At 38.2% G+C, this 20,802-nt stretch carries 19 protein-coding genes; 14 read left to right on the top strand and 5 right to left on the bottom strand.

Annotation, left to right across the window (positions count from 1 at the left end; genetic code table 11):
* Nucleotides 1–8: 8 nt before the first annotated feature.
* A complete protein-coding gene (locus GFH32_RS05015) occupies nucleotides 9–1,124 on the bottom strand; it encodes a M42 family metallopeptidase (RefSeq protein ID WP_153510036.1) in 1,116 nt (371 codons plus the stop codon).
* Nucleotides 1,125–1,218: 94 nt separating this feature from the next.
* Between GFH32_RS05015 and lgt the strand changes: the two genes are divergently transcribed.
* Both lgt and GFH32_RS05005 read left to right on the top strand, forming a co-directional pair.
* Complete coding sequence (gene lgt / locus GFH32_RS05010; protein ID WP_153510035.1) at nucleotides 1,219–2,049, top strand: prolipoprotein diacylglyceryl transferase; 831 nt, start codon at nucleotides 1,219–1,221, stop codon at nucleotides 2,047–2,049.
* 46 nt (nucleotides 2,050–2,095) lie between these two features.
* Nucleotides 2,096–3,295: a multidrug effflux MFS transporter gene (locus tag GFH32_RS05005; RefSeq protein ID WP_153510034.1), complete on the top strand. Its 1,200-nt coding sequence runs from the start codon at nucleotides 2,096–2,098 to the stop codon at nucleotides 3,293–3,295.
* Nucleotides 3,296–3,365: 70 nt separating this feature from the next.
* Here the strand turns inward: GFH32_RS05005 and aroQ are convergent, their stop codons facing one another.
* Nucleotides 3,366–3,785 (bottom strand): type II 3-dehydroquinate dehydratase, encoded by a 420-nt coding sequence (aroQ, locus tag GFH32_RS05000; protein ID WP_153510033.1) that lies wholly within the window; start codon nucleotides 3,783–3,785, stop codon nucleotides 3,366–3,368.
* Nucleotides 3,786–3,818: 33 nt separating this feature from the next.
* Nucleotides 3,819–5,456 carry a gliding motility protein RemB gene (locus tag GFH32_RS04995; protein ID WP_153510032.1) on the bottom strand — a complete coding sequence of 546 codons (1,638 nt, stop codon included), beginning with the start codon at nucleotides 5,454–5,456 and terminating at the stop codon, nucleotides 3,819–3,821.
* 188 nt (nucleotides 5,457–5,644) lie between these two features.
* On the opposite strand from GFH32_RS04995, the gene GFH32_RS04990 reads away from it, so the two are divergent.
* Together GFH32_RS04990 and murI are read left to right on the top strand one after the other, a co-directional pair.
* Nucleotides 5,645–7,066, top strand: a complete 1,422-nt coding sequence (locus GFH32_RS04990) for a glycoside hydrolase family 125 protein (RefSeq protein WP_153510031.1) — start codon at nucleotides 5,645–5,647, stop codon at nucleotides 7,064–7,066.
* Between the two features lie 114 nt (nucleotides 7,067–7,180).
* Nucleotides 7,181–8,005: a glutamate racemase gene (murI, locus tag GFH32_RS04985; RefSeq protein ID WP_153510030.1), complete on the top strand. Its 825-nt coding sequence runs from the start codon at nucleotides 7,181–7,183 to the stop codon at nucleotides 8,003–8,005.
* A gap of 109 nt (nucleotides 8,006–8,114) precedes the next feature.
* Here the strand turns inward: murI and GFH32_RS04980 are convergent, their stop codons facing one another.
* Nucleotides 8,115–8,537, bottom strand: a complete 423-nt coding sequence (locus GFH32_RS04980) for a SufE family protein (RefSeq protein ID WP_153510029.1) — start codon at nucleotides 8,535–8,537, stop codon at nucleotides 8,115–8,117.
* 6 nt (nucleotides 8,538–8,543) lie between these two features.
* Complete coding sequence (locus tag GFH32_RS04975) at nucleotides 8,544–9,767, bottom strand: aminotransferase class V-fold PLP-dependent enzyme (protein WP_153510028.1); 1,224 nt, start codon at nucleotides 9,765–9,767, stop codon at nucleotides 8,544–8,546.
* A 213-nt stretch (nucleotides 9,768–9,980) separates the two neighbouring features.
* On the opposite strand from GFH32_RS04975, the gene GFH32_RS04970 reads away from it, so the two are divergent.
* From GFH32_RS04970 to GFH32_RS04925, 10 genes are all read left to right on the top strand, one after another.
* Nucleotides 9,981–10,976 carry an acyl-ACP desaturase gene (locus GFH32_RS04970; protein WP_153510027.1) on the top strand — a complete coding sequence of 332 codons (996 nt, stop codon included), beginning with the start codon at nucleotides 9,981–9,983 and terminating at the stop codon, nucleotides 10,974–10,976.
* A gap of 299 nt (nucleotides 10,977–11,275) precedes the next feature.
* Complete coding sequence (locus tag GFH32_RS04965) at nucleotides 11,276–11,713, top strand: MarR family winged helix-turn-helix transcriptional regulator (RefSeq protein WP_153510026.1); 438 nt, start codon at nucleotides 11,276–11,278, stop codon at nucleotides 11,711–11,713.
* Nucleotides 11,714–11,715: 2 nt separating this feature from the next.
* Entirely contained in the window at nucleotides 11,716–12,720 is a 1,005-nt protein-coding gene (locus GFH32_RS04960; RefSeq protein WP_153510025.1) for an NAD(P)/FAD-dependent oxidoreductase, read from the top strand.
* 2 nt (nucleotides 12,721–12,722) lie between these two features.
* The gene (locus tag GFH32_RS04955) at nucleotides 12,723–13,052 is read left to right on the top strand and encodes a 2Fe-2S iron-sulfur cluster-binding protein (RefSeq protein ID WP_153510024.1); all 330 of its coding nucleotides are present in this window, start codon (nucleotides 12,723–12,725) and stop codon (nucleotides 13,050–13,052) included.
* A 186-nt stretch (nucleotides 13,053–13,238) separates the two neighbouring features.
* Entirely contained in the window at nucleotides 13,239–14,558 is a 1,320-nt protein-coding gene (locus GFH32_RS04950) for an NAD(P)/FAD-dependent oxidoreductase (protein ID WP_153510023.1), read from the top strand.
* Nucleotides 14,559–14,843: 285 nt separating this feature from the next.
* Nucleotides 14,844–16,514, top strand: coding sequence for a DNA polymerase/3'-5' exonuclease PolX (locus tag GFH32_RS04945; RefSeq protein ID WP_153510022.1), 1,671 nt, complete (start codon nucleotides 14,844–14,846; stop codon nucleotides 16,512–16,514).
* Between the two features lie 5 nt (nucleotides 16,515–16,519).
* Nucleotides 16,520–18,181, top strand: coding sequence for a M1 family metallopeptidase (locus GFH32_RS04940; protein ID WP_228384220.1), 1,662 nt, complete (start codon nucleotides 16,520–16,522; stop codon nucleotides 18,179–18,181).
* A gap of 151 nt (nucleotides 18,182–18,332) precedes the next feature.
* The gene (locus GFH32_RS04935) at nucleotides 18,333–19,355 is read left to right on the top strand and encodes a rod shape-determining protein (protein ID WP_149526761.1); all 1,023 of its coding nucleotides are present in this window, start codon (nucleotides 18,333–18,335) and stop codon (nucleotides 19,353–19,355) included.
* Nucleotides 19,356–19,437: 82 nt separating this feature from the next.
* Nucleotides 19,438–20,274, top strand: coding sequence for a rod shape-determining protein MreC (mreC, locus tag GFH32_RS04930; RefSeq protein WP_153510021.1), 837 nt, complete (start codon nucleotides 19,438–19,440; stop codon nucleotides 20,272–20,274).
* Nucleotides 20,267–20,794, top strand: a complete 528-nt coding sequence (locus GFH32_RS04925) for a rod shape-determining protein MreD (protein ID WP_153510020.1) — start codon at nucleotides 20,267–20,269, stop codon at nucleotides 20,792–20,794. The genes mreC and GFH32_RS04925 overlap by 8 nt, the downstream gene beginning before the upstream one ends.
* Nucleotides 20,795–20,802 lie beyond the last annotated feature (8 nt).

Below are 20,802 nucleotides of genomic sequence, written 5' to 3'. Positions count from 1 at the left end.
GTTTATTATTATTTACTGAATGTTCTAAAATCTTGATCTTTTTCTATAGAGCGAAGCACTTCATAAATCAATTTAATGACATTATCAACGTCATCTTTATGCACCATTTCTACAGTGGTGTGCATATATCGCAAAGGTAATGATATTAACGCGGAAGGCACCCCTCCATTCGAATAGGCGAAAGCATCAGTATCTGTCCCAGTAAATCTTGAAGAGGCTTGACGTTGAATAGGAATGTTGTTTTTATGAGCAACTTCGATTAACTGTCTGTTCAAATTAATTTGTACCGCAGGAGCATAAGATACAACAGGACCTTTACCACAAGCTAAGTCGCCTTGGGTTATCTTGTTAATCATCGGAGTATTGGTATCATGGGTCACATCGGTCACGATTGCAACATTGGGTTTAATATGCTGAGCAATCATCTCTGCACCGCGTAAACCAATCTCTTCTTGTACCGAATTCACAATATATAATCCAAAAGGAAGCTTTTGCTTGTTTTCAGTTAGCAGTCTTGCAACCTCTGCAATCATAAAGCCACCTGCACGATTATCCAATGCACGCCCAACATAGTAGCGATCATTTAAGATCATAAATTCATCTTCATAAGTGATCACACAACCTACATGGATCCCTAATTCTTCAACCTCCTCTTTCGATGTACATCCACAATCTAAAAAGATGTTCTTCAACGTTGGTGCTTCTTCTTTTTCTCCAGAGCGCGTATGAATTGCAGGCCAACCAAAAACTGCTTTTACGATTCCTTTATCGGTATGGATATTGACGCGCTTCGACGGAGCAATCTGATGATCCGATCCGCCATTGCGAATCACATAGATTAGTCCATCTTTCGATATATAATTTACAAACCAAGATATCTCATCAGCATGCGCTTCAATAACAACCTTATATGTTGCTTTCGGATTGATGATACCTACAGCAGTTCCGTAGTTATCAATATATGTTTCATCCACATAAGGTTTTAGATAATCTAACCACATACGCTGTCCAGCCCATTCGAAGCCGGTAGGCGAAGGGTTATTAATATATTTTTCAAAAAAAGCCAATGATTCCGCAGTCACAACAGTACCAAGCGAATCCTCTTTAATCTTCTTCTTTGCCATCTTTTTCTTGTTAAGTTTTGCAAAATAAGTATTTCCTTAATTTTCGCAAAAATAAAATCCGAAACCTTATCTTTACCGAACATTAAACACAATTATGCAGGATTTATTAAGCTATATTATTTGGGATCCTAAGCCTGAAATATTCAAAATAGGTGCTTTCGGCCTCCGATACTATTCAATTTGCTGGCTTCTCGCATTTGCCGCCTCTTATTACTTTATGCTAAAGGTATTTAAGAAAGAGAATGTATCACAAGATCTTTTAGATAAACTGACCATTTATATTTTTGTTGGAACTTTAATCGGCGCTCGCTTAGGGCACTGCTTGTTTTACGACTTCGAATATTATAAAGACCACATCTTAGAAATATTTATCCCTTTCCAAAAAGACCCTTCAGGAAACTGGCATATGACCGGCTTTACAGGTCTTGCTAGTCATGGTGGTGCTATTGGTATTCTTACGGCGATGTGGTTATTCTGCCGAAATACTAAAACTAATTTCATGTGGTTAGCTGATCGACTGGTACTCGTTGTGCCAATCGCAGGTGCCTTTATTCGCTTAGGTAACTTCTTCAACTCCGAGATGATTGGAAATCCAACTGAGCTCCCATGGGCAGTTGTATTTAGCAATATTGACAATATCCCAAGACATCCAGCGCAGATGTATGAATGTATCGCTTATGTGATCATCTTTATCATTTTATGGTCGATGTATCAGAAAAACGCTAAACCAATTCCTGGAAAACTATTCGGGCTCTTCTTAATTCTACTATTCGGTGCTCGTTTTGTAATCGAATATGTGAAAATAGATCAAGTAGCTTTCGAGGCTGGTATGCTACTTAACATGGGACAAATATTAAGTATCCCATTTATTCTAGTTGGAATATTTTTGTTACTTCGAAAACCAAAAGAGACAAAACGCATTTAAAACAGTACATTTGCCCTCCTTAAAAAGAGGGCATTTTTTTTATCCTATGCAAAAACTAAGAAACAACAGAAAGGTCACCCTACTGATCCTCGGACTTCTTTCCGCAATCGGACCATTTTCAATCGACATGTATCTACCTGCTTTTGAAAATATCGCTGCTGACTTTAATAGTCCGCTGGAAAAAGTGCAGTTATCCTTAACAAGTTTTTTCATCGGTATAGCATTTGGACAGATTATATATGGCCCACTATTGGACAGATATGGACGGAAAAAACCACTTTTAGTAGGTTTGGCGATCTATATTGTAGCCTCTATATTATGTGTTTTTACACGCGACATCAATCACTTAATCTTTCTTCGCTTCTTACAAGCCATAGGAAGCTGTGGAGGTATGGTTGGTGCCCGAGCTATGGTAACCGATTATTACAACAGTAGAGAGGCTGCTAGAGTATTCAGTTTGCTCATGCTGGTTATTGGTATCTCACCAATTCTAGCACCGAGCGCAGGTGCCATGTTCTTAAACTATTTAGATTGGCATTACATATTCTTATTACTTGCATTAATGGCTACGTTGATTTTCGTGGGAACAATGTTTTTGCTTCCAGAAACGTATTCTGGAAACAAAGATCTATCCTTAGCACCAAAATCTATCGTTAAGACGTTCTGGAGTGTCTTAAGTAATAAGGTCTTTATCACATATTGCCTAATTGGGTCCATTGCATCATCGGGAACATACGCTTATTTAGCAGGCTCATCGTTTGTTATTCAAAAATACTTTGGATTAAATAAAAGCGAGTACGGATTGGCATTCGCGTTTGTCGCCTCGGCGATGGTTTTAGCCACCCAGTTAAATCGATGGTTATTAAAAAACAACACAAGTGCAGATATCAGTAAATATGCCAATATATGGCAGGCTGGTGTCGGAATATCGATGATTATTGTATTAGCAACTGGAATATTAAGTCTTCCAATTCTACTCGCATTAATTTTCTTCTTCTTGCTTGGATATGGTTTTATTTTCCCGAATACATCTGCCATTGCGTTGTCTGAAATGAGACACTTAGCAGGGAGCGCATCGGCGCTATTAGGCTGTTTCCAAATGGCACTGGGCGCTTTCTCGTCTGCATTGGTGAGTTACCTTCATAATGAAACACCTTGGCCCATGTTGTCGGTGATGTGTGCGGGAGCTGTAATTTCGCTTATCCTGCATTTAATTGCTAGACGAAAAGTAAAAGTAGATATCTAAAAAAATATATCAATATAAAAGAAGCGGGCTGATATTCAATCAGCCCGCTTCTTTTATATTTAAAACTGTATTACAGTAAACTTTCAATCCCTAAGCGATAGCTGTCTAAGCCAAAACCTAAAATAACACCTTTACAACTTTTAGAAAGATAAGAGTGATGTCTAAACGACTCCCTTTGGTGAACGTTAGAAATATGCACCTCGATTACTGGTGTGTTAATAGCAGCGATAGCGTCCGCAATCGCTACAGAAGTATGCGTATAGGCGCCAGCATTTAGAACGATTCCGTCATAGCTAAAACCTACCTCATGTATTTTATCAATGATAAACCCTTCCGTATTGCTTTGAAAATATTCGAGCTCGGCATTAGCAGCGAATCGTTCCTTGAGGGTTTCTAAGTAAGATTCAAAAGATTGATCCCCATAGATTCCCTTTTCTCGAACACCGAGGAGATTCAAATTAGGACCGTTTAATATTAATATTTTTTTCATGGTTTTGATTAATAAGATAAAGATAACAGAATCTTACATATCACCATAGAAATTGCGGAAACTAGAGCGCAATCCGAAGTTAATAACCCCAGATTTTTGTGTTGGTTGATCCTCAATTCTATTATATCGCTGCGTATATCCTAATTCTAAACGTAGATTATATTTCGGATTCAGTACATAGGCCGCTTTGAAATCTGCATAATATAAATCGTTTTGAACACCTTGTCCAATCTTATTACCATACATATTAGGTGCACTTCTATAAGATTGGAAGATATCTCCTCCCCAATTCACCATACCTGATGCCGTTGCTTCATCAGTACCGTAACGACTGTATAAACCTTGTAGAGAAAAATCAAATCTCTTCCATGAATAATTCGCAATACCTAGCAACTCACGGAAATTGGCTCCTCTTGGATGTGCTAAAGGCTCCCCGCGATTACTATAGTTCGAAATAGAAACATAATGTTGATAGGTATATGGGCGAACCATATTATACTCACCTAAAACATTCAAGTTCTTGACACCAAAAATATTAAATGCTTTCGCCCCTAACTGAGCGCCCCATTTATTATGAATATATCCGTTATTGGCAAAAAATTCCTTCGCAGTAAATTCACCCAATAAAAACTGACCATATACCGTTGCGTTGTCTAGCACTTTATATTTCGCATTTAAACCCAAGAACATCTTATCGGGCGATGAAGTGTTTGAGTTCTCAACAGGACGTAAGAAAATAACGGGATTTAGATAATTAAAGTCAAATCCTCGATGTCCACCTTCATTTCTATTTGCCCAAACAACCGATTGAAAAAATCCAATCGATAATCTATTCGTTACATTATAATCTAAATATTGAAAAGCACCCCATTTAATACCATCTCCATAGCGTCCTCCTGAATTCAATGAATCCACACGTGGATTTTTAGGATCTAACATATACGCCCAAATTGAGGTGTACTGCACATTCCCGATTTTACCAGTGAATTTTAAATGCGCGTAGTTCGAAGAAAAATCAGAAAGTAAGACCGATCGATAACCATCCCCAATAAAGTTTTTATCGTAGGCTAATGTCGCTTGGAAGTAATCACTGAAATCATAGGTCAAATTTGCTGTAGCGTACATCCAATCCTTTTCTTTTTCGGTAGGTTTCTTTGAGGCCGCTTGTCCGGGAACTAGCATATTCCGAGAAACATAATCGTCAATATAGGAAGGGAAAACACCTTGATTCTCGAAGAAGTTACCGTAAAAGGTGAACTTATCTTTAATAGTTAGACCGGCTTGAACACCACGTGTATTTAACCAAGTCGTTCTTTTATCAGCACCCATTAATTCCGAACCGATCTGAAAGTCAGGCAATACATCTAAATAAAATGTATGATCTTCTTTTTCAACTTCGATTAAATGTTCATTGAACAATTTTCTCATAATCCAATTATCAGACATTGTTTGATTAGCTGTTTCGATTGAATCTAGCTTTTCTAACAAGGCGCCTTTAAAAAGAACGGGCTTCGAAGAAGTATGATAACGCGTATAAGGCGAATACATTTCTTCATTCAACTTCTGATATTGCTGATGGGAAAATGGCTGATTTTTAATCTGTGCTTGCAATGAGTCTGCAGTTCCAATCAATAAAACCGTAGCTAATGCACCATTGATAATATGCTTCATATAATGGATTGGGTGTTTGGGGCTATTCTAACAAATACTATTCCTAAAACACAACAAAAATACTTTTTAATTCTCAATCCTACCCTATAATAAGAGCAACATATGCTAAAACGTTTTGTTATTTCCAAAATCAACTACAATTTGTATATTGCTTAGGATTGAAATTATAAAACCTCACGAATTAAGATATGAAACGAAGAGCATTTATTCAGAACTCTGCCCTTTTAGGCGCAGGAATGTTCGCTAGTAAGTTCTCATTCGGCGCGATGAACGCGGAGTTTCCAGTCGTCCGAACGCCAGAATCAAAAAGACACTTCAGTAGTAAAGTTATTGAAGGAATGATTAAAGAATTCCAGAAAAACGTTAATGATAAAGAGTTAGGCTGGCTATTCAATAATTGCTTACCCAATACGTTGGACACAACCGTATTTTCAGAAGACAAACCGAATCGAAAATTAACTTATGTAATCACTGGCGACATTGACGCGATGTGGCTTCGGGATAGCAGTGCACAGGTATGGCCCTACTTAGCCTTTATGAAGAAGGATAAGAAGTTGCAAGACCTAGTGCTAGGTCTCATAAACAAGCAATCGGAATGTATACTAATTGACCCATATGCCAATGCATTCTATAATGATCCGACTAAAAAAGGTGAATGGTTCTCGGACCATACCGCCATGAAGCCGGGCTTACATGAGCGTAAATGGGAAATTGACTCCTTATGTTACCCTATTCGTTTAGCCTATCATTACTGGAAATTAACAAATGATGTTACTCCTTTTGATGACACCTGGGTAAAGGCACAAGAGTTAATTTATAAGACTTTTGTCGAACAACAAAGAAAAGAAAACTTAGGTCCATATAAATTTGAACGCACCACATCTCGAGGAACTGACACCCTTCAAGTAGACGGTTATGGCTACCCTGTTAATCCTGTTGGTTTAATTGTATCTAGCTTCCGGCCGTCGGACGACTGTAGCATCTTTCCATTCCTTATTCCATCGAATTTGTTCGCTGTAGTTAGCTTACGTCAGTCCGCAGAGATATTGAAAAACGTTAAGAAAAACACCGAATTAGCGGGTCGATTAGAAGCTCTTGCAAACGAGGTAGAAACAGCCGTTAACACTTATGGCATTGTTGACCATCCAACCCACGGACGTGTTTACGCATTTGAGGTAGACGGTTTTGGCAGTTACCTCATGATGGACGATGCCAATGTGCCTAGTCTATTAGCACTTCCTTATCTGGGGGCGGTTGATGTTAATGATGAAGTCTATCAACGTACGCGGGCTTTTATTTTGTCCAATAAAAACCCATTCTTTTTCAAAGGAAAAGCAGGAGAAGGAATTGGCGGTCCACATATAGGACGTGATATGATTTGGCCAATGTCGATCATTATGCGTGCTTTTACGTCGACAGATGATGCTGAAATAAAGAAATGTGTTCAGATGCTAAAAAGCACCCATGGAGACACTGGCTTTATGCACGAATCATTTCATGTGGACGATCCAAAGAAATTCACTCGCCATTGGTTCGCCTGGACAAACACGTTATTCGGAGAACTGATGTGGAAATTGTATAAAGAAAAACCGCATCTATTAAAAGCATAAACTTAAAGGCTGTCTTCTAGGACAGCCTTTTTTTATTGACAAATGAAAAAAGAAACCTCATCTTTGTTGACACATTAAAATTAAATTGGACGAAGGAGTTCAATGCGATGAAATATGAACGACAATAAACAAGCAGGACCTATTGGTATATTTGATTCTGGATACGGTGGTTTAACTGTATTTAAAGAAATACACAAGCAACTAGGAGAATACGACTATATTTATTTAGGCGATAACGCTCGCGTCCCATATGGAACAAGGTCTTTTGAGACCGTTTATGAATTCACAAAAGAGTGCGTGTTCAAGCTTTTTGATTTAGGATGTAACCTCGTTATTTTGGCTTGCAATACCGCATCTGCGAAAGCACTGCGCTCTATCCAACAAAATGATCTTCCGCCAGGCAAAAAAGTATTAGGTGTAATACGTCCGACATCAGAAATCGTTAACCAATTTACAAAAAGTAATAAAGTAGGAATTTTAGCAACACAGGGCACGGTTAACTCGGAGTCTTATGTAATCGAAATTAATAAATTCCACCCAGAAATTGACGTATTCCAACACGCATGCCCATTCTGGGTGCCACTTGTTGAAAACAACGAATTAGATAGTGAAGGCGCACATTATTTTGTACAACAAGATATTGAGGAATTGCTAGCACAATCCAAGGATATCGATACTATTTTATTAGCGTGTACCCACTACCCGCTCTTGCTTCCAATAATCGAAAAATATGTTCCCGAGGGAATAAAGATAATTTCACAAGGAAAGCTTGTTGCAGATAGTTTAGTCGACTATCTCAAACGCCATCCTGAAGTCGAAGAGCAGTGTAGCAAGGGTGGAAATCTACAATTCTTCACCACCGATGACGCAAGTGATTTCAATCAAAAGGCTAATATTTTCTTTGGAAAAAGTATCGAATCACAAAGTATTAAAGTGTAGGGTCTGATTCTACGAAGCAAACGAAAAAGGAATTATCTCTCGCAGATGAACTTATTATATAATAAAAGAAGAAGGTCGCCAAATTGGCGACCTTCTTCTTTATTCAATTCTAAATACCTTTTGCTTGATAGGCAATGGCATATAATTTCATTTGCTTGACCATGGATAGCAAGCCATTGGCGCGAGTTGGTGACAAGTGCTCTTTCAAACCAATTTGTTCTATAAAATACAAGTCAGTTGCCGCTATTTCTTTTGCAGTGTGACCTGAGAGAACTTTAACCATTAAACTCACCAAACCTTTGGTTATTACAGCATCAGAATCTGCTGTAAAATATAACTTACCATCTTTTATCTCTGGAAAAAGCCAAACTTTTGATTGACATCCTTTGATAATATATTGATCTTGTTTGTTCGACTCGTCTATCAGGGGAAGCTCTTTACCCAATTGGATGATGAATTCATATTTTTCCATCCAATCTTGATAGAAAGCAAAATCCTCGATTAACTCGTCTTGTATTTCGTTAATTGTCATATCCTTTTATACCAACATAGCAGTAGCACGTTTTACGCCAGCTACTAATGCATCAATTTCTTCTTTTGTATTATAAACAGCTAAACTCGCACGAACAGTTCCTGGAATTTGAAATTGATCCATTACTGGTTGCGCACAGTGATGCCCTGTACGTACTGCGATTCCTAATTTATCTAATAGTACACCAATATCATAAGGGTGCGTCCCATCTACTACGAAGGAAATAACCGATGATTTCTCTTTCGCTGTTCCAATGAAACGAATTCCTTCAACTGTACTTAACTGCTCAGTCGCATAAGCCAAAAGCTCATCTTCATAAGCCTTGATATTATCAATACCTAAATCGTTTATATAATCAATCGCAGCGTTTAAAGCAATTCCAGCTTCAATATTTGGGGTGCCTGCTTCAAATTTAAATGGCAACTCATTATAAGTTGTTTTTTCGAAAGTCACATCCTTAATCATATCACCACCGCCTTGATAAGGAGGCATTTTATTCAACCATTCTTCTTTACCATAAAGCACACCCACACCAGTAGGTCCATACATTTTATGTCCAGAAAAGGCTAGAAAATCAACATCCAACTCTTGGACATCAATCTTGATATGTTGAACGGCTTGCGCTGCATCAATTAATACGGGTACTCCGATTGCATGCGCTTTCTGAATGATCTCACGTACCGGATTAATAGTCCCCAATGCATTGGAAACGTAGTTAACAGATACTAATTTCGTTTTTCCATTCAGTAAAGATTCATAAGCGTCCATATCCAGTTCACCGGCTTCATTCATCGGGATAACTTTCAAAGTAGCTCCACGATCTTCACAGATCATTTGCCAAGGCACAATGTTCGAATGATGTTCCATTGCCGAAACGATGATTTCATCTCCGGCCTGTACAAATTCACGACCATAGCAGGTAGCCACCAAATTGATACTATCGGTTGTCCCTTTAGTAATGATGACTTCATAATCATGCTTTGCATTGATAAATTCCTGTACTTTTCGACGTGTAACCTCAAACGCATCGGTAGAAATCTGACTTAAATAATGCACGCCTCGGTGCACATTACTATTCATATCGGTATAATACTCAAGAATCGCATCAATAACGACTTGTGGTTTTTGCGTCGTCGCACCGTTATCTAAATAAACGAGTGGCTTTGCATTCACTTGGCGTTTTAATATGGGGAAATCCTCACGGATTTTCTGAATATCTAGATTGCTCAATTTATTACGTATTAATGTGAAGGCAAAGTTAACAATAATGCCTACAATCTTAGTATATATTATCTAATATAAACGTAATAATTAGCCTGCAAAGTCCAAACAAAACGGCAGTTACACTGTCTTAAGGATATGTTCTTTAAACTAAAATAACGCGATGAATTATTAAAATATAGAACTTATATTAAATTAACTTTGATTAACTTTGTTGCAATTATGCAAGAATTACCTTTAAACATACCAGAGGGCTCAAGAAAAGAGGTGATGACCTACTTAGAACCATTCATGATCAATGAGATGTCTGAGTATTTGAAGCCTGTTGACCAGATGTGGCAACCTGCTGATTTCTTACCTGACTCATCACGTGATACTTTTTTTGAAGAGGTACGTGAATTACAGGAAAGTGCAAAAGAACTTCCATATGATCTTGTCGCTGTATTAGTTGGTGATACGGTAACTGAAGAAGCGCTTCCTACTTATGAATCATGGTTAACAATGGTTGATGAGGTTGATCGAAATGAGCAAGGCGGTTGGATGAAATGGGTACGTGCATGGACAGCAGAAGAAAATCGTCACGGCGATTTGTTGAACAAATACTTATACCTTTCGGGGCGTATTGACATGCGACAGTTTGAAATTTCTGTTCAGTATTTAATTAAAGACGGATTTGATATCGGCACAGGTGCTGACCCTTATAGAAACTTTATCTATACTTCATTTCAAGAATTAGCAACAAACGTTTCTCACAGACGTGTTGCTGCTCTTTCAAAGAAAAGTGGAGATAAATTACTTGCAAAAATGTGTGGAGTGATTGCTGCCGATGAAGCACGTCACGCCAAAGCATATATGTCATTTATATCGCATGCATTTGCTGTTGACCCTTCCGAAGTAATGATTGCATTTGAAGATATGATGCGTAAGAAGATTGTCATGCCTGCGCACTTCTTGCGAGAATCTGGCGAACCTCAAGGAGATGCCTTCTCTCACTTCTCTGACGCAGCTCAACGCTTAGGTGTATATACTGCAGTCGACTATGTTGATATCCTCAAAGAATTGATAGCCGATTGGAAGATCGATAAGGTTAGCGATTTGAATGAAAAAGGAGAAAAAGCAAGAGATTATTTAATGCGACTTCCCGATCGTTTATTACGTTTAGCAGATCGCATGAGTATTCCAGAAAAACAATACAACTTTAAGTGGATCTATGAATAATAGATAGATCATTCAATGAATATAGAAGCCGTCGGAAGACGGCTTTTTTTGTGAAGTAACTAGCCCCTTTTTTAGAAGAATTCGTTCCCCTCATGACAAGCATGAACACGTAGAAATTGGTTCATAGTATTGATCTTTCCTTTCACTTCTGACCTACCTCGCTCGTACCTGTTTCGTACCTTAACCCATGAAAGCCACTTTTTATCGAACAAGCTTCGTATAAGCTATGTAAAAATTATATCTGAATTAGGTTAAAAGCTAAATATTTTATAGATTTACTTGTCATACTAATAATTGTTATGCTAAAGGAATCCTTCAATCAATATTCATTCATTCTCGATCAGACGGCAAAACGGGTCAGACAATTTGCCCAAAGCTCTTTCTCGCACCATGGAATCGACCTCACCGTAGATCAGTGGTCGGTATTAAAAACATTATACGAGGAAACTGATCAAACTCATCGAGAACTAGCCACAATCTGTGGAAAGGATCAACCGACAATGACAAGAATCATTGACCTCTTGTTAAAAAAGGGCTATGTTGTGCGTGTGGAACATCCGAGTGATCGTCGCTGTTTATTATTGCATTTGACCGCAGAAGGCAAAGCAAAGGTAGAGGATCTAGCACCCTTGGTGAGAGACTTTCGGATGAAAGCCTGGGAAAATCTGTCACAAGCGGATTTCGATCATTTTACGAGAATTTTGAAAACTATTTACAATAATCTAGAAACAAAATAAATATGATTACAACAGATATTTGTATCATCGGAGCTGGACCTGTAGGTCTATTCGCGGTATTTGAAGCCGGTTTACTAAAAATGCGTTGCCATTTAATTGATGCACTTCCTCAAATTGGGGGACAGCTATCGGAAATATACCCCCATAAACCGATATATGATATTCCCGGATATCCGAATATTACGGCGCAGCAGTTAATTGATAATCAAATGGAACAAATTGCACCATTTAATCCCACATTTACACTAGGTGAGCGTGTTGATCAATTACAAAAGCTTGACGATGGCTCCTATTACGTTATTGGGACAGAAGGCACGATTATCCATTGTCAAGTCGTTGTTATCGCCGGTGGCTTGGGTTGTTTTGAACCTAGAAAACCAGAATTAGAAAATTTAGAAAAGTTTGAAGGACAAAATGTTCACTATATGGTTAAGAATCCGGAGCGTTTCCGTGATCAGCGAATCGTCATCGCTGGCGGTGGTGATTCAGCCTTAGATTGGACTATTTTTTTGAAAGATATCGCCCGTGAGGTAACATTAGTACACCGTAGCGATAGCTTCCGCGGGGCGCCAGATTCAGCAGAAAAAGTGTTCAATTTGGCTCAGGAAGGTAAAATCAATTTACTGCTAACTCATAATCTAAAAAAACTACATGGCAATGGTGTTTTAGAAAGTGTACACTTATTGAATAAATCGAAAGAAGAAGTGATTGTCTCAGCAGATCATTTTATCCCATTATATGGATTAAGTCCCAAATTAGGTCCAATCGCTGACTGGGGGTTAACGATAGATAAAAATGCAATAGAGGTAAACACCTTTGATTACTCTACAAATATCGAGCGCATATTCGCCATAGGTGACATCAATACCTATCCAGGCAAGCTAAAGCTTATCTTGTGTGGTTACCATGAGGCGGCGCTCATGGCACAAAGCGCTTTTAAATATGTTTATCCGGATCAAAAATTAAGTTTCAAATATACCACCGTCAATGGTGTAAATGCATTTTAAGAATGGACAATATCATTAATATTCAAGTAGAAGACCGCGACGGAACGACGAGAACTGTTGAAGTACCAACAGATATTAATTTAAGTTTAATGGAAATCTTGAAGGCTTCCGAATATGATATTTTGGCAACATGTGGCGGAATGGCGCTTTGTGCTACTTGCCACGTTGAGGTTCTTGCAGGCAGTGAGAACCTGTCGGAACCAGAAGATCAAGAACTTGACATGCTCGATACATTGCCAGATTTAACAGATCATAGTCGTTTAGCATGTCAGCTTCGTTTAAACAATAATAATGAGGGTTTAAGGGTGAAAATACGAGGGAGTTTACAGTAAGGTTTCAATAGTGTACTTTTAACACTAATAAGACATAATGTAAACAACTGATTAAAAGATAGATAGATGCAAATCCGGCAAACAACTCTTCCTTACACTTAAAATAATGTAATATTTTAGTGAAATAGACAAGAAAATGTCGGATATTTGTGCCTTATTTTAAAATTCTTATAACAAGAGAGCATTATGTTATTAAATCGTTCTGAAAGAAACTTTCCAAGAGTTATCGTTATTGGAGCTGGGTTCGGTGGTGTGGAAGTTGCACGCCAATTGAAGAACAAAGAAGTGGAGGTCTTACTCATCGACCGTAATAACTACCACACTTTTCAGCCCTTAATGTACCAAGTTGCGACCGGGACATTAGCTTCAGATTCTATATCCTTCCCTATTCGGAAAATGTTTAAGAATCAAAAGAACTTTCGTTTTCGTTTAGCGGATGTACTTCATATTGATACAGCAAATAAAATCGTACAGACTTCTGTTGCAGATTATGATTACGATTATTTGGTTGTGGCGACTGGAGCGACATCAAACTTCTTTGGAAATAAGGAGGTTGAAAAATATGCTTTACCAATGAAGAATATTGTTGAAGCGCTAAACATCCGTAGTTACTTGTTACAGAATCTAGAAGAAGCAGTTTTACGCAAGAATGCTTCCGACAGAGAGCGTTATTTGAATTTTGTTGTAGTTGGTGGCGGACCAACAGGCGTCGAGCTTTCTGGAGCAATCGCTGAATACCAACAACACATGCTTAAGATCGATTATCCTGAATTGTCTACTTACGAAATGAAAGTTCATTTAGTAGAGGGTACTGGAAAAATCTTAGGAGCTTTGTCCGAAAAATCATCCCGCGATGCTGAACACTATTTGAAAGAATTAGGTGTAAATATCGTTTTAAACACAACGGTAAACGGCTATGACGGAAACACCGTAACCTTATCTTCGGGTGAGCAAATTCCGACAAAGACGGTAATTTGGGGTGCTGGGGTTATGGGACAAATGCCATCAGGTCTTAAGGAAGAAATTATTCAACGTGGTAACCGTATCCAGATTGATGAACAATGTCGCGTTGAAGGTGAAAATGACATCTATGCGATCGGTGACGTATCAGCATTGATTACTGAAGAGAATCCAAGAGGCTTACCTGGTGTTGCACCGGTAGCACAGCAACAAGGTAAATATGTTGCACAACATATCGTCAACACGCTAAATAAACAAAGTACAGATAACTTCAAGTATTTTGACAAAGGATCTATGGCAACTGTTGGACGTTCAAGAGCTGTCGTTGACCTAGGGAACTTTCACATGAAAGGATTCTTGGCTTGGGCAACTTGGATGTTTGTTCACTTAGTGTCGATATTCGGATTCAGAAACCGACTGGTTACTTTTGTAAACTGGACAATCAAGTTCTTAACAAAGAATTCAGGTATCCGATTAATTATCCACCGATATAATCGTCCTGAACCGAGTAAACCGGTTGTACCTATTTCTGAACAACAAAAATAGAAAACAAAACAAACGAAACATATGAGAAGGCTGTCTATTAATATAGAGAGCCTTTTTTACTTGTTTAACCCGCGATTTCAGCGCTCCTTTTGTTAAAAAATGTTAATCTCAAGGTACTTTGAGACGAAAGGCATCGAGATTGCGTTATTAGAGTATAAAAAGCAAAAGAGTAAAAATTTCATAATTTAGGTTAATAATTGGTTTGGTAAAAATCCTGAGGCTCCCCGCCTCAGGATTTTTTAATGAAATAAGATTCGTATTTTTGATTTCATCAAAATCATCATCATGACAAATAAAGACATAGCTAAAGTTTTCAAACTGTGCGGGCAACTAATGGAACTACACAATGAGAATCCTTTTCGAACTAAAGCTATGGCAAGTGCTGCCTTTCGAATCGACAAATTACCGTTTGCTGCTAGCGGATCCAATTTAGAAGAACTGAGTGAACAACCTAATATCGGTAAGAGTACGGCAGAAAAAATTATGCAGGTGATTACGAGTGGTACTTTCCCGGACCTCGATAAGTTATTGGACAAAACGCCAGAAGGCATTGTCGAAATGTTAAAAATTAAAGGTTTAGGACCAAAGAAGATTCAAATTATCTGGAAGGATCTAGAAATAGAATCAGTTGGCGAACTATACTATGCTTGTAATGAGAATAGATTAGTTGAAGCGAAAGGATTTGGTCTAAAAACCCAAGAAGATATCAAAAAAGCAATCGAGTTTTCGATTGCAAATCAAGGTTGGTTCTTATTCGCCAAAGTTTTACAATCTGCGAATGCGATTAAAAGTACACTAACGGAAACTTTGAAATCCTTTCAAGTTGAATTCACTGGTGATTTTCGCAGAAAAGCAGAAGTACTCCAATATGTAGAATTAATAACCGATGCGCCAGAAGGCGTTGTGAACGAAGCGGTCACTGCGATTGACAATGAATTAGTGATTAACACAGGCGAAGGATTTATCAGCTTTCAAGATGAAAATAGCACAGCCTTCAAAATATATTTAAGTAGCGCTGTAGATTTCGCTAAAAACCTCCTCCTTACGACAGGTTCGAAAGCACATCTTGAAAAGTTGAAAACAGTTGGTGAAATTCCTTCTTTAGCTAACGAAGAGGAGATCTACAAAGCTTTAGGTTTAGCCTTTATCCCGTCTGAACTACGAGAAGGAGGTTCTGAAATTGATCAAGCAAAGAATAATACACTACCGAACTTAATTAAGTATAGCGATTTAAAAGGATCTCTCCATAACCACTCGACCTACAGTGATGGTGTCCATACGTTGAAGGAAATGGCTCAATATTTACGTGATGAGTTGAAAATGGAATATCTAGGCATTTGCGATCACTCCAAGACGGCAGTTTATGCGAATGGTTTGGGTATAGATCGCTTAGCACAGCAATGGGCCGAAATTGACATCCTTAATCAGGAAATGGCGCCATTTAAGATATTTAAAGGGATTGAATCAGATATCCTGTCGGACGGCTCTTTGGACTATCCTGATGAAATCTTAGCGAAGTTTGATTTCGTTGTTGCTTCAATCCATAGTAATTTGAAAATGGATGAGGAAAAAGCAACTGCTCGATTAATTAAGGCTATTGAGAATCCTTACACGACGATCTTAGGTCATCCAACGGGCAGATTACTACTTTCGCGCGCAGGGTACCCACTAGACTTTAAAAAGGTGATTGATGCCTGTGCGGCAAATCGTGTAGTCATTGAGATTAATGCCAACCCGTTACGTTTAGACCTCGACTGGAGATGGCATCAGTATGCACTTGAAAAAGGTGTGTTGCTATCTATCAATCCCGATGCGCACCGCAAAGAAGGTTTCCTAGACATGGAATTTGGCGTGTATGTAGCTAGAAAAGGTGGCCTCTCAGCCGACAAATGTCTAAATGCATTCAATTTAGATCAAATCACTAATTATTTTACGCAGCAAAAGCAAATCGTTTAATCTTTATGATTCGTATTAAATCTCTTATCCTCGGATTAACAATGCTTGTGACTTTTTCAACAACACAAGCACAGTTAATGAAAGCGAAGGACATATATACTAAAGCAGACTCCCTACGAGGTGAACTTACTCCCCTACGCACATGTTATGACATCCAGTATTACCACTTGGATGTTAAAGTAGATATTGACAATAAATTCATCTCTGGAACGAACCTATTCAAATTTACCGCAGTTGAGCGTTTTAATCAGCTCCAATTTGATTTATTTGACAACTTATCCGTTGATAAAGTTGAATATAAAGGTAAGGCTCTCCCATTTAAACGATCCTACAATGCAGTTTTTGTTAGCTTTCCCGATTATATTGAAAAGGGCAAACTAGATTCGTTCACTGTTCACTATTCAGGTAATCCGATACAGGCTACGCGTGCGCCTTGGGATGGTGGTTTTGATTGGAAAAAGGACAGTCAGGGTAAGCCATGGGTTGCTACTGCCTGCCAAGGTCTAGGCGCTAGTGTTTGGTGGCCAAATAAAGATCATCAATCTGATGAAGTTGAAAGTATGTTAATCTCAGTCGCTGTACCAAACGGATTGATAAATGTATCAAACGGTCGTTTGTTGAAGACTGAAAAAATCAAAGGTGGCTACACCAAATTTCATTGGAAGGTTGAAAATCCAATTAACAACTATAACATTGCTTTAAATATTGGAGACTATGCTCATTTTCAGGAGACCTATGCTGGCGAAAAAGGCCCTTTGGCAATTGACTACTATGTTCTGAAAGAAAACAAAGACAAGATAGCGCACCTAAAGAAAAATGCCAATGAAACGCTAGAAGCTTTTGAGCATTGGTTTGGTCCTTATCCATTTTATGAAGATGGTTATAAATTAGTCGAAACTGCTCATTTAGGCATGGAACATCAAAGCGCAATTGCTTATGGAAATAAGTACAAAAATGGCTATTTAGGAAATGATGGTTCTCGTTCAGGCTGGGGTATGAAATGGGATTTTATTGTTGTACATGAATCGGGACATGAGTGGTTTGGAAACAACATCACCGCGAGAGACCTTGGAGATATGTGGATTCATGAAAGTTTCACCAATTACTCTGAAGCCCTATTCATTGACTTTTTCTATGGAAAAGAAGCAAGTCAAGCTTACGTTAATGGGAATCGCAGAGGCATTCAGAATGACAGCCCATTACAAGGGCCTTACCATGTTAACAAGGAAGGCTCCGGTGATATGTACAACAAAGGCGGTGTTCTACATAATATGATACGCACGATGATTGACAACGACGATAAATGGAGAGCATTACTTCGTGGAATAAACGAAAAATTTTATCACAAAACGGTCGACTATCAAGATATCCTATCGTACATGAATGAACAGAGCGGAATTGACTTAACAAAAGTGTTTGAGCAATACGTTCAAAAGAAAAGTATTCCTACCTTAGAGATCATTGAAAATCAACCTGGGGTATTTATGGTTCGTTGGATTTCTGAGGTGGAGGATTTTAATATGCCGGTACATATCTTTGACAAAGATGGAAAACGACAATTGATTCATCCAAGCAGCAAGTTCAAACTTATGCGCTTCGATGGGCTTACAAAAGAAACCCTTAAGGCTGACACGTTTAACTATTACATTGGGTTAAGTATACAATAAAAAAACCTGCAAATACGTTAAACATACCATAATACTAATCATTGATAAATCTCATGTTCAAAAGATGATATTTATCAATTAGTAATTATTTAAAAACCATTTTTTTTCGTTAGGTTTGCATAAAAATTTTAAATTATATTTTCATATATAAATGGGGCTTTTTAATTGGTTTACGCAAGAAGTTGCAATAGACTTGGGTACAGCTAACACCCTAATCATTCACAATGATAAAGTAGTAGTTGATGAACCTTCTATTGTTGCCTTCGACCGCACGACAAACAAAGTGATTGCGATTGGTCGTCAGGCTATGCAAATGGAAGGTAAAACGCACGACAATATAAAAACAGTTAGACCATTACGCGACGGTGTGATTGCAGATTTTACAGCTGCTGAGCACTTGATTCGTGGTATGGTTAAACTTGTTAATAATGGAAAAAGTTGGTTCTTCCCATCTTTAAGAATGGTGGTTTGTATCCCTTCTGGTATAACCGAAGTGGAGAAACGTGCTGTTCGCGACTCTGCAGAAATTGCAGGCGCTAAGGAAGTCTACTTAATTCATGAGCCCATGGCTGCTGCTGTAGGTATCGGAATTGACGTTGAGGAACCTGTAGGAAATATGATTATTGATATCGGTGGTGGTACTACAGAAATTGCTGTAATCGCATTATCAGGTATTGTTTGTGATCAATCCATTCGCGTTGCTGGAGATAACTTCGACTCAGATATCGTGCAATACATTCGTCGCCAACATAATATTATGATCGGTGACCGTACGGCAGAGAAAATTAAGATTGAAGTAGGTGCCGCACTTCCTGAACTCACAGATCCACCAGAGGATTTCGCTGTTCAAGGCCGTGACTTAATGACCGGTATCCCGAAACAGATTACTGTGTCTTATACAGAGATTGCCCACTGTCTAGACAAGTCAATCTCGAAAATTGAAGAAGCAATTCTAAAAGCATTAGAAATCACTCCTCCAGAACTATCAGCAGATATTTATCAAACTGGTATTTACCTTACTGGTGGCGGTGCATTGCTAAGAGGATTAGACAAACGTATTCAAGCAAAAACTAAGTTACCAGTACATGTTGCTGAAGATCCACTTCGCGCAGTTGTAAGAGGTACAGGTATTGCGTTGAAAAATATTGGACGCTTCAAGTTCTTAATGCAGTAATAATAAACTGAGATATACTTATTCGTTGCGCGATATAATGTTTCATAACGTTATATCGCGTAGCTATTAAAAGACAACAAGAATGAAAAACCTTTGGCTTTTCTTGGTTAGATACAATGCCTTCTTTTGGTTTGTTCTCTTCTTTACTGTTGCTTTAATCTTAGTTGTTCAAAATAACCGCTATCAGCGTTCATCTTTTGTAAATTCTTCAAATGTGGTCGTAGGATCCTTTTACGACAAATTAAATTCATGGAAGAGTTATTTAGCACTAGATGAAGCGAACAAAAACTTAGCGCAAGAGAACGCTTTATTACGTCAGCAATTACAGAATTACATTTTAAAAGATACGCTGGATTCGGTACAACTTCAAGACTCCATTGAAGAGAATCGTTATCAATTCGTCATGGGCGAAGTGGTCAACAATAGTATTCATCAAAAAAGTAATTTCATCACCATCAATAAAGGTGCTTTAGATGGCGTCCAAAAAGGATTGGGCGTGATTACATCAAATGGTGTTGTGGGCATTGTGTTAAATGTCTCCCCTCACTTTAGTACCATTCAGTCCCTACTTCACCCAGACACCCGCATTTCGGTAACATTAGATACAACGAATGTTTTCGGTGCTTTGGTTTGGGGGAATAATGTAGACCCTCGCTTTGCAATGGTTAAAGATATCCCCAACCATGTGAAGGTCAAAAAAGGTCAGAAGATTTACACCTCGGGCTTTTCGCTATTCCCGAAAGGCATTGAGATCGGGACAGTTTCAGAAACTGGAATTCAATCCGGTGAAAGCTTCTTGGATGTTCGCATTCAGCTGCGCACAAACTTTAGCAATCTGAACCATGTCTATGTGGTGAAGGATTTATTAGAGGATGAGAAAAAACAATTACAAGTGTTGACGGAAGATAACAATGGGTAAAGTAATTATATTTAACATCGTTCGATTTATCGCATTGATTGCGATGCAAGTTGTCTTGTTCAAAAACATTGGCTATTACAATCTCGCGACTCCATTTCCATATATCCTGTTTATCTTTTTGTTACCGATTGGGACATCAAACTTCTTACTATACCTTTTTGCATTTATCACAGGATTAACCGTGGATGCATTTTACGACTCCATTGGAGTCCATGCAGCTGCATGTGTAGCACTGGTTTGGTTTAGGATATTCTTCTGCAACATCACATTAGATGTTGATGTTCAGGGTTCTTTCGAGACACCATCGCTAGGTATAATGGGAAATAAGTGGTTTTTTTCTTATATTTCCATTGGTACGTTAATTCATCATATCGTATTGTTGCACGTGGAATATTTTAGCTTTAGCAATTACTTGAGTACATTATTCAGTATTTTGTTAAGCTCCATATTCACCATATTGCTGATTATTTTGATGAGTTTATTGTTTTACAAACGGAAATCTCGCTTATTAGGTAATTAATATTTCTT

Origin of the sequence: Sphingobacteruim zhuxiongii, assembly GCF_009557615.1 — a bacterium.
Classification (GTDB): domain Bacteria; phylum Bacteroidota; class Bacteroidia; order Sphingobacteriales; family Sphingobacteriaceae; genus Sphingobacterium; species Sphingobacterium zhuxiongii.
Note: the sequence above shows the minus strand (reverse complement) of the source record. Positions and strands in the feature narration are given on the sequence as shown.

Bases quoted from the DNA above. Each gene is read 5' to 3' on its own strand.
- GFH32_RS04955 (WP_153510024.1), top strand. From the start codon at position 12,723: ATGGACAATATCATTAATATTCAAGTAGAAGACCGCGACGGAACGACG.
- aroQ (WP_153510033.1), bottom strand. From the start codon at position 3,785: ATGAAAAAAATATTAATATTAAACGGTCCTAATTTGAATCTCCTCGGT.
- GFH32_RS04965 (WP_153510026.1), top strand. From the start codon at position 11,276: ATGCTAAAGGAATCCTTCAATCAATATTCATTCATTCTCGATCAGACG.
- GFH32_RS04925 (WP_153510020.1), top strand. From the start codon at position 20,267: ATGGGTAAAGTAATTATATTTAACATCGTTCGATTTATCGCATTGATT.
- GFH32_RS04945 (WP_153510022.1), top strand. From the start codon at position 14,844: ATGACAAATAAAGACATAGCTAAAGTTTTCAAACTGTGCGGGCAACTA.
- GFH32_RS04995 (WP_153510032.1), bottom strand. From the start codon at position 5,456: ATGAAGCATATTATCAATGGTGCATTAGCTACGGTTTTATTGATTGGA.
- GFH32_RS04980 (WP_153510029.1), bottom strand. From the start codon at position 8,537: ATGACAATTAACGAAATACAAGACGAGTTAATCGAGGATTTTGCTTTC.
- GFH32_RS04960 (WP_153510025.1), top strand. From the start codon at position 11,716: ATGATTACAACAGATATTTGTATCATCGGAGCTGGACCTGTAGGTCTA.
- GFH32_RS04970 (WP_153510027.1), top strand. From the start codon at position 9,981: ATGCAAGAATTACCTTTAAACATACCAGAGGGCTCAAGAAAAGAGGTG.
- GFH32_RS04940 (WP_228384220.1), top strand. From the start codon at position 16,520: ATGATTCGTATTAAATCTCTTATCCTCGGATTAACAATGCTTGTGACT.
- GFH32_RS05015 (WP_153510036.1), bottom strand. From the start codon at position 1,124: ATGGCAAAGAAGAAGATTAAAGAGGATTCGCTTGGTACTGTTGTGACT.
- lgt (WP_153510035.1), top strand. From the start codon at position 1,219: ATGCAGGATTTATTAAGCTATATTATTTGGGATCCTAAGCCTGAAATA.
- mreC (WP_153510021.1), top strand. From the start codon at position 19,438: ATGAAAAACCTTTGGCTTTTCTTGGTTAGATACAATGCCTTCTTTTGG.
- GFH32_RS04935 (WP_149526761.1), top strand. From the start codon at position 18,333: ATGGGGCTTTTTAATTGGTTTACGCAAGAAGTTGCAATAGACTTGGGT.
- GFH32_RS05005 (WP_153510034.1), top strand. From the start codon at position 2,096: ATGCAAAAACTAAGAAACAACAGAAAGGTCACCCTACTGATCCTCGGA.
- murI (WP_153510030.1), top strand. From the start codon at position 7,181: ATGAACGACAATAAACAAGCAGGACCTATTGGTATATTTGATTCTGGA.
- GFH32_RS04950 (WP_153510023.1), top strand. From the start codon at position 13,239: ATGTTATTAAATCGTTCTGAAAGAAACTTTCCAAGAGTTATCGTTATT.
- GFH32_RS04990 (WP_153510031.1), top strand. From the start codon at position 5,645: ATGAAACGAAGAGCATTTATTCAGAACTCTGCCCTTTTAGGCGCAGGA.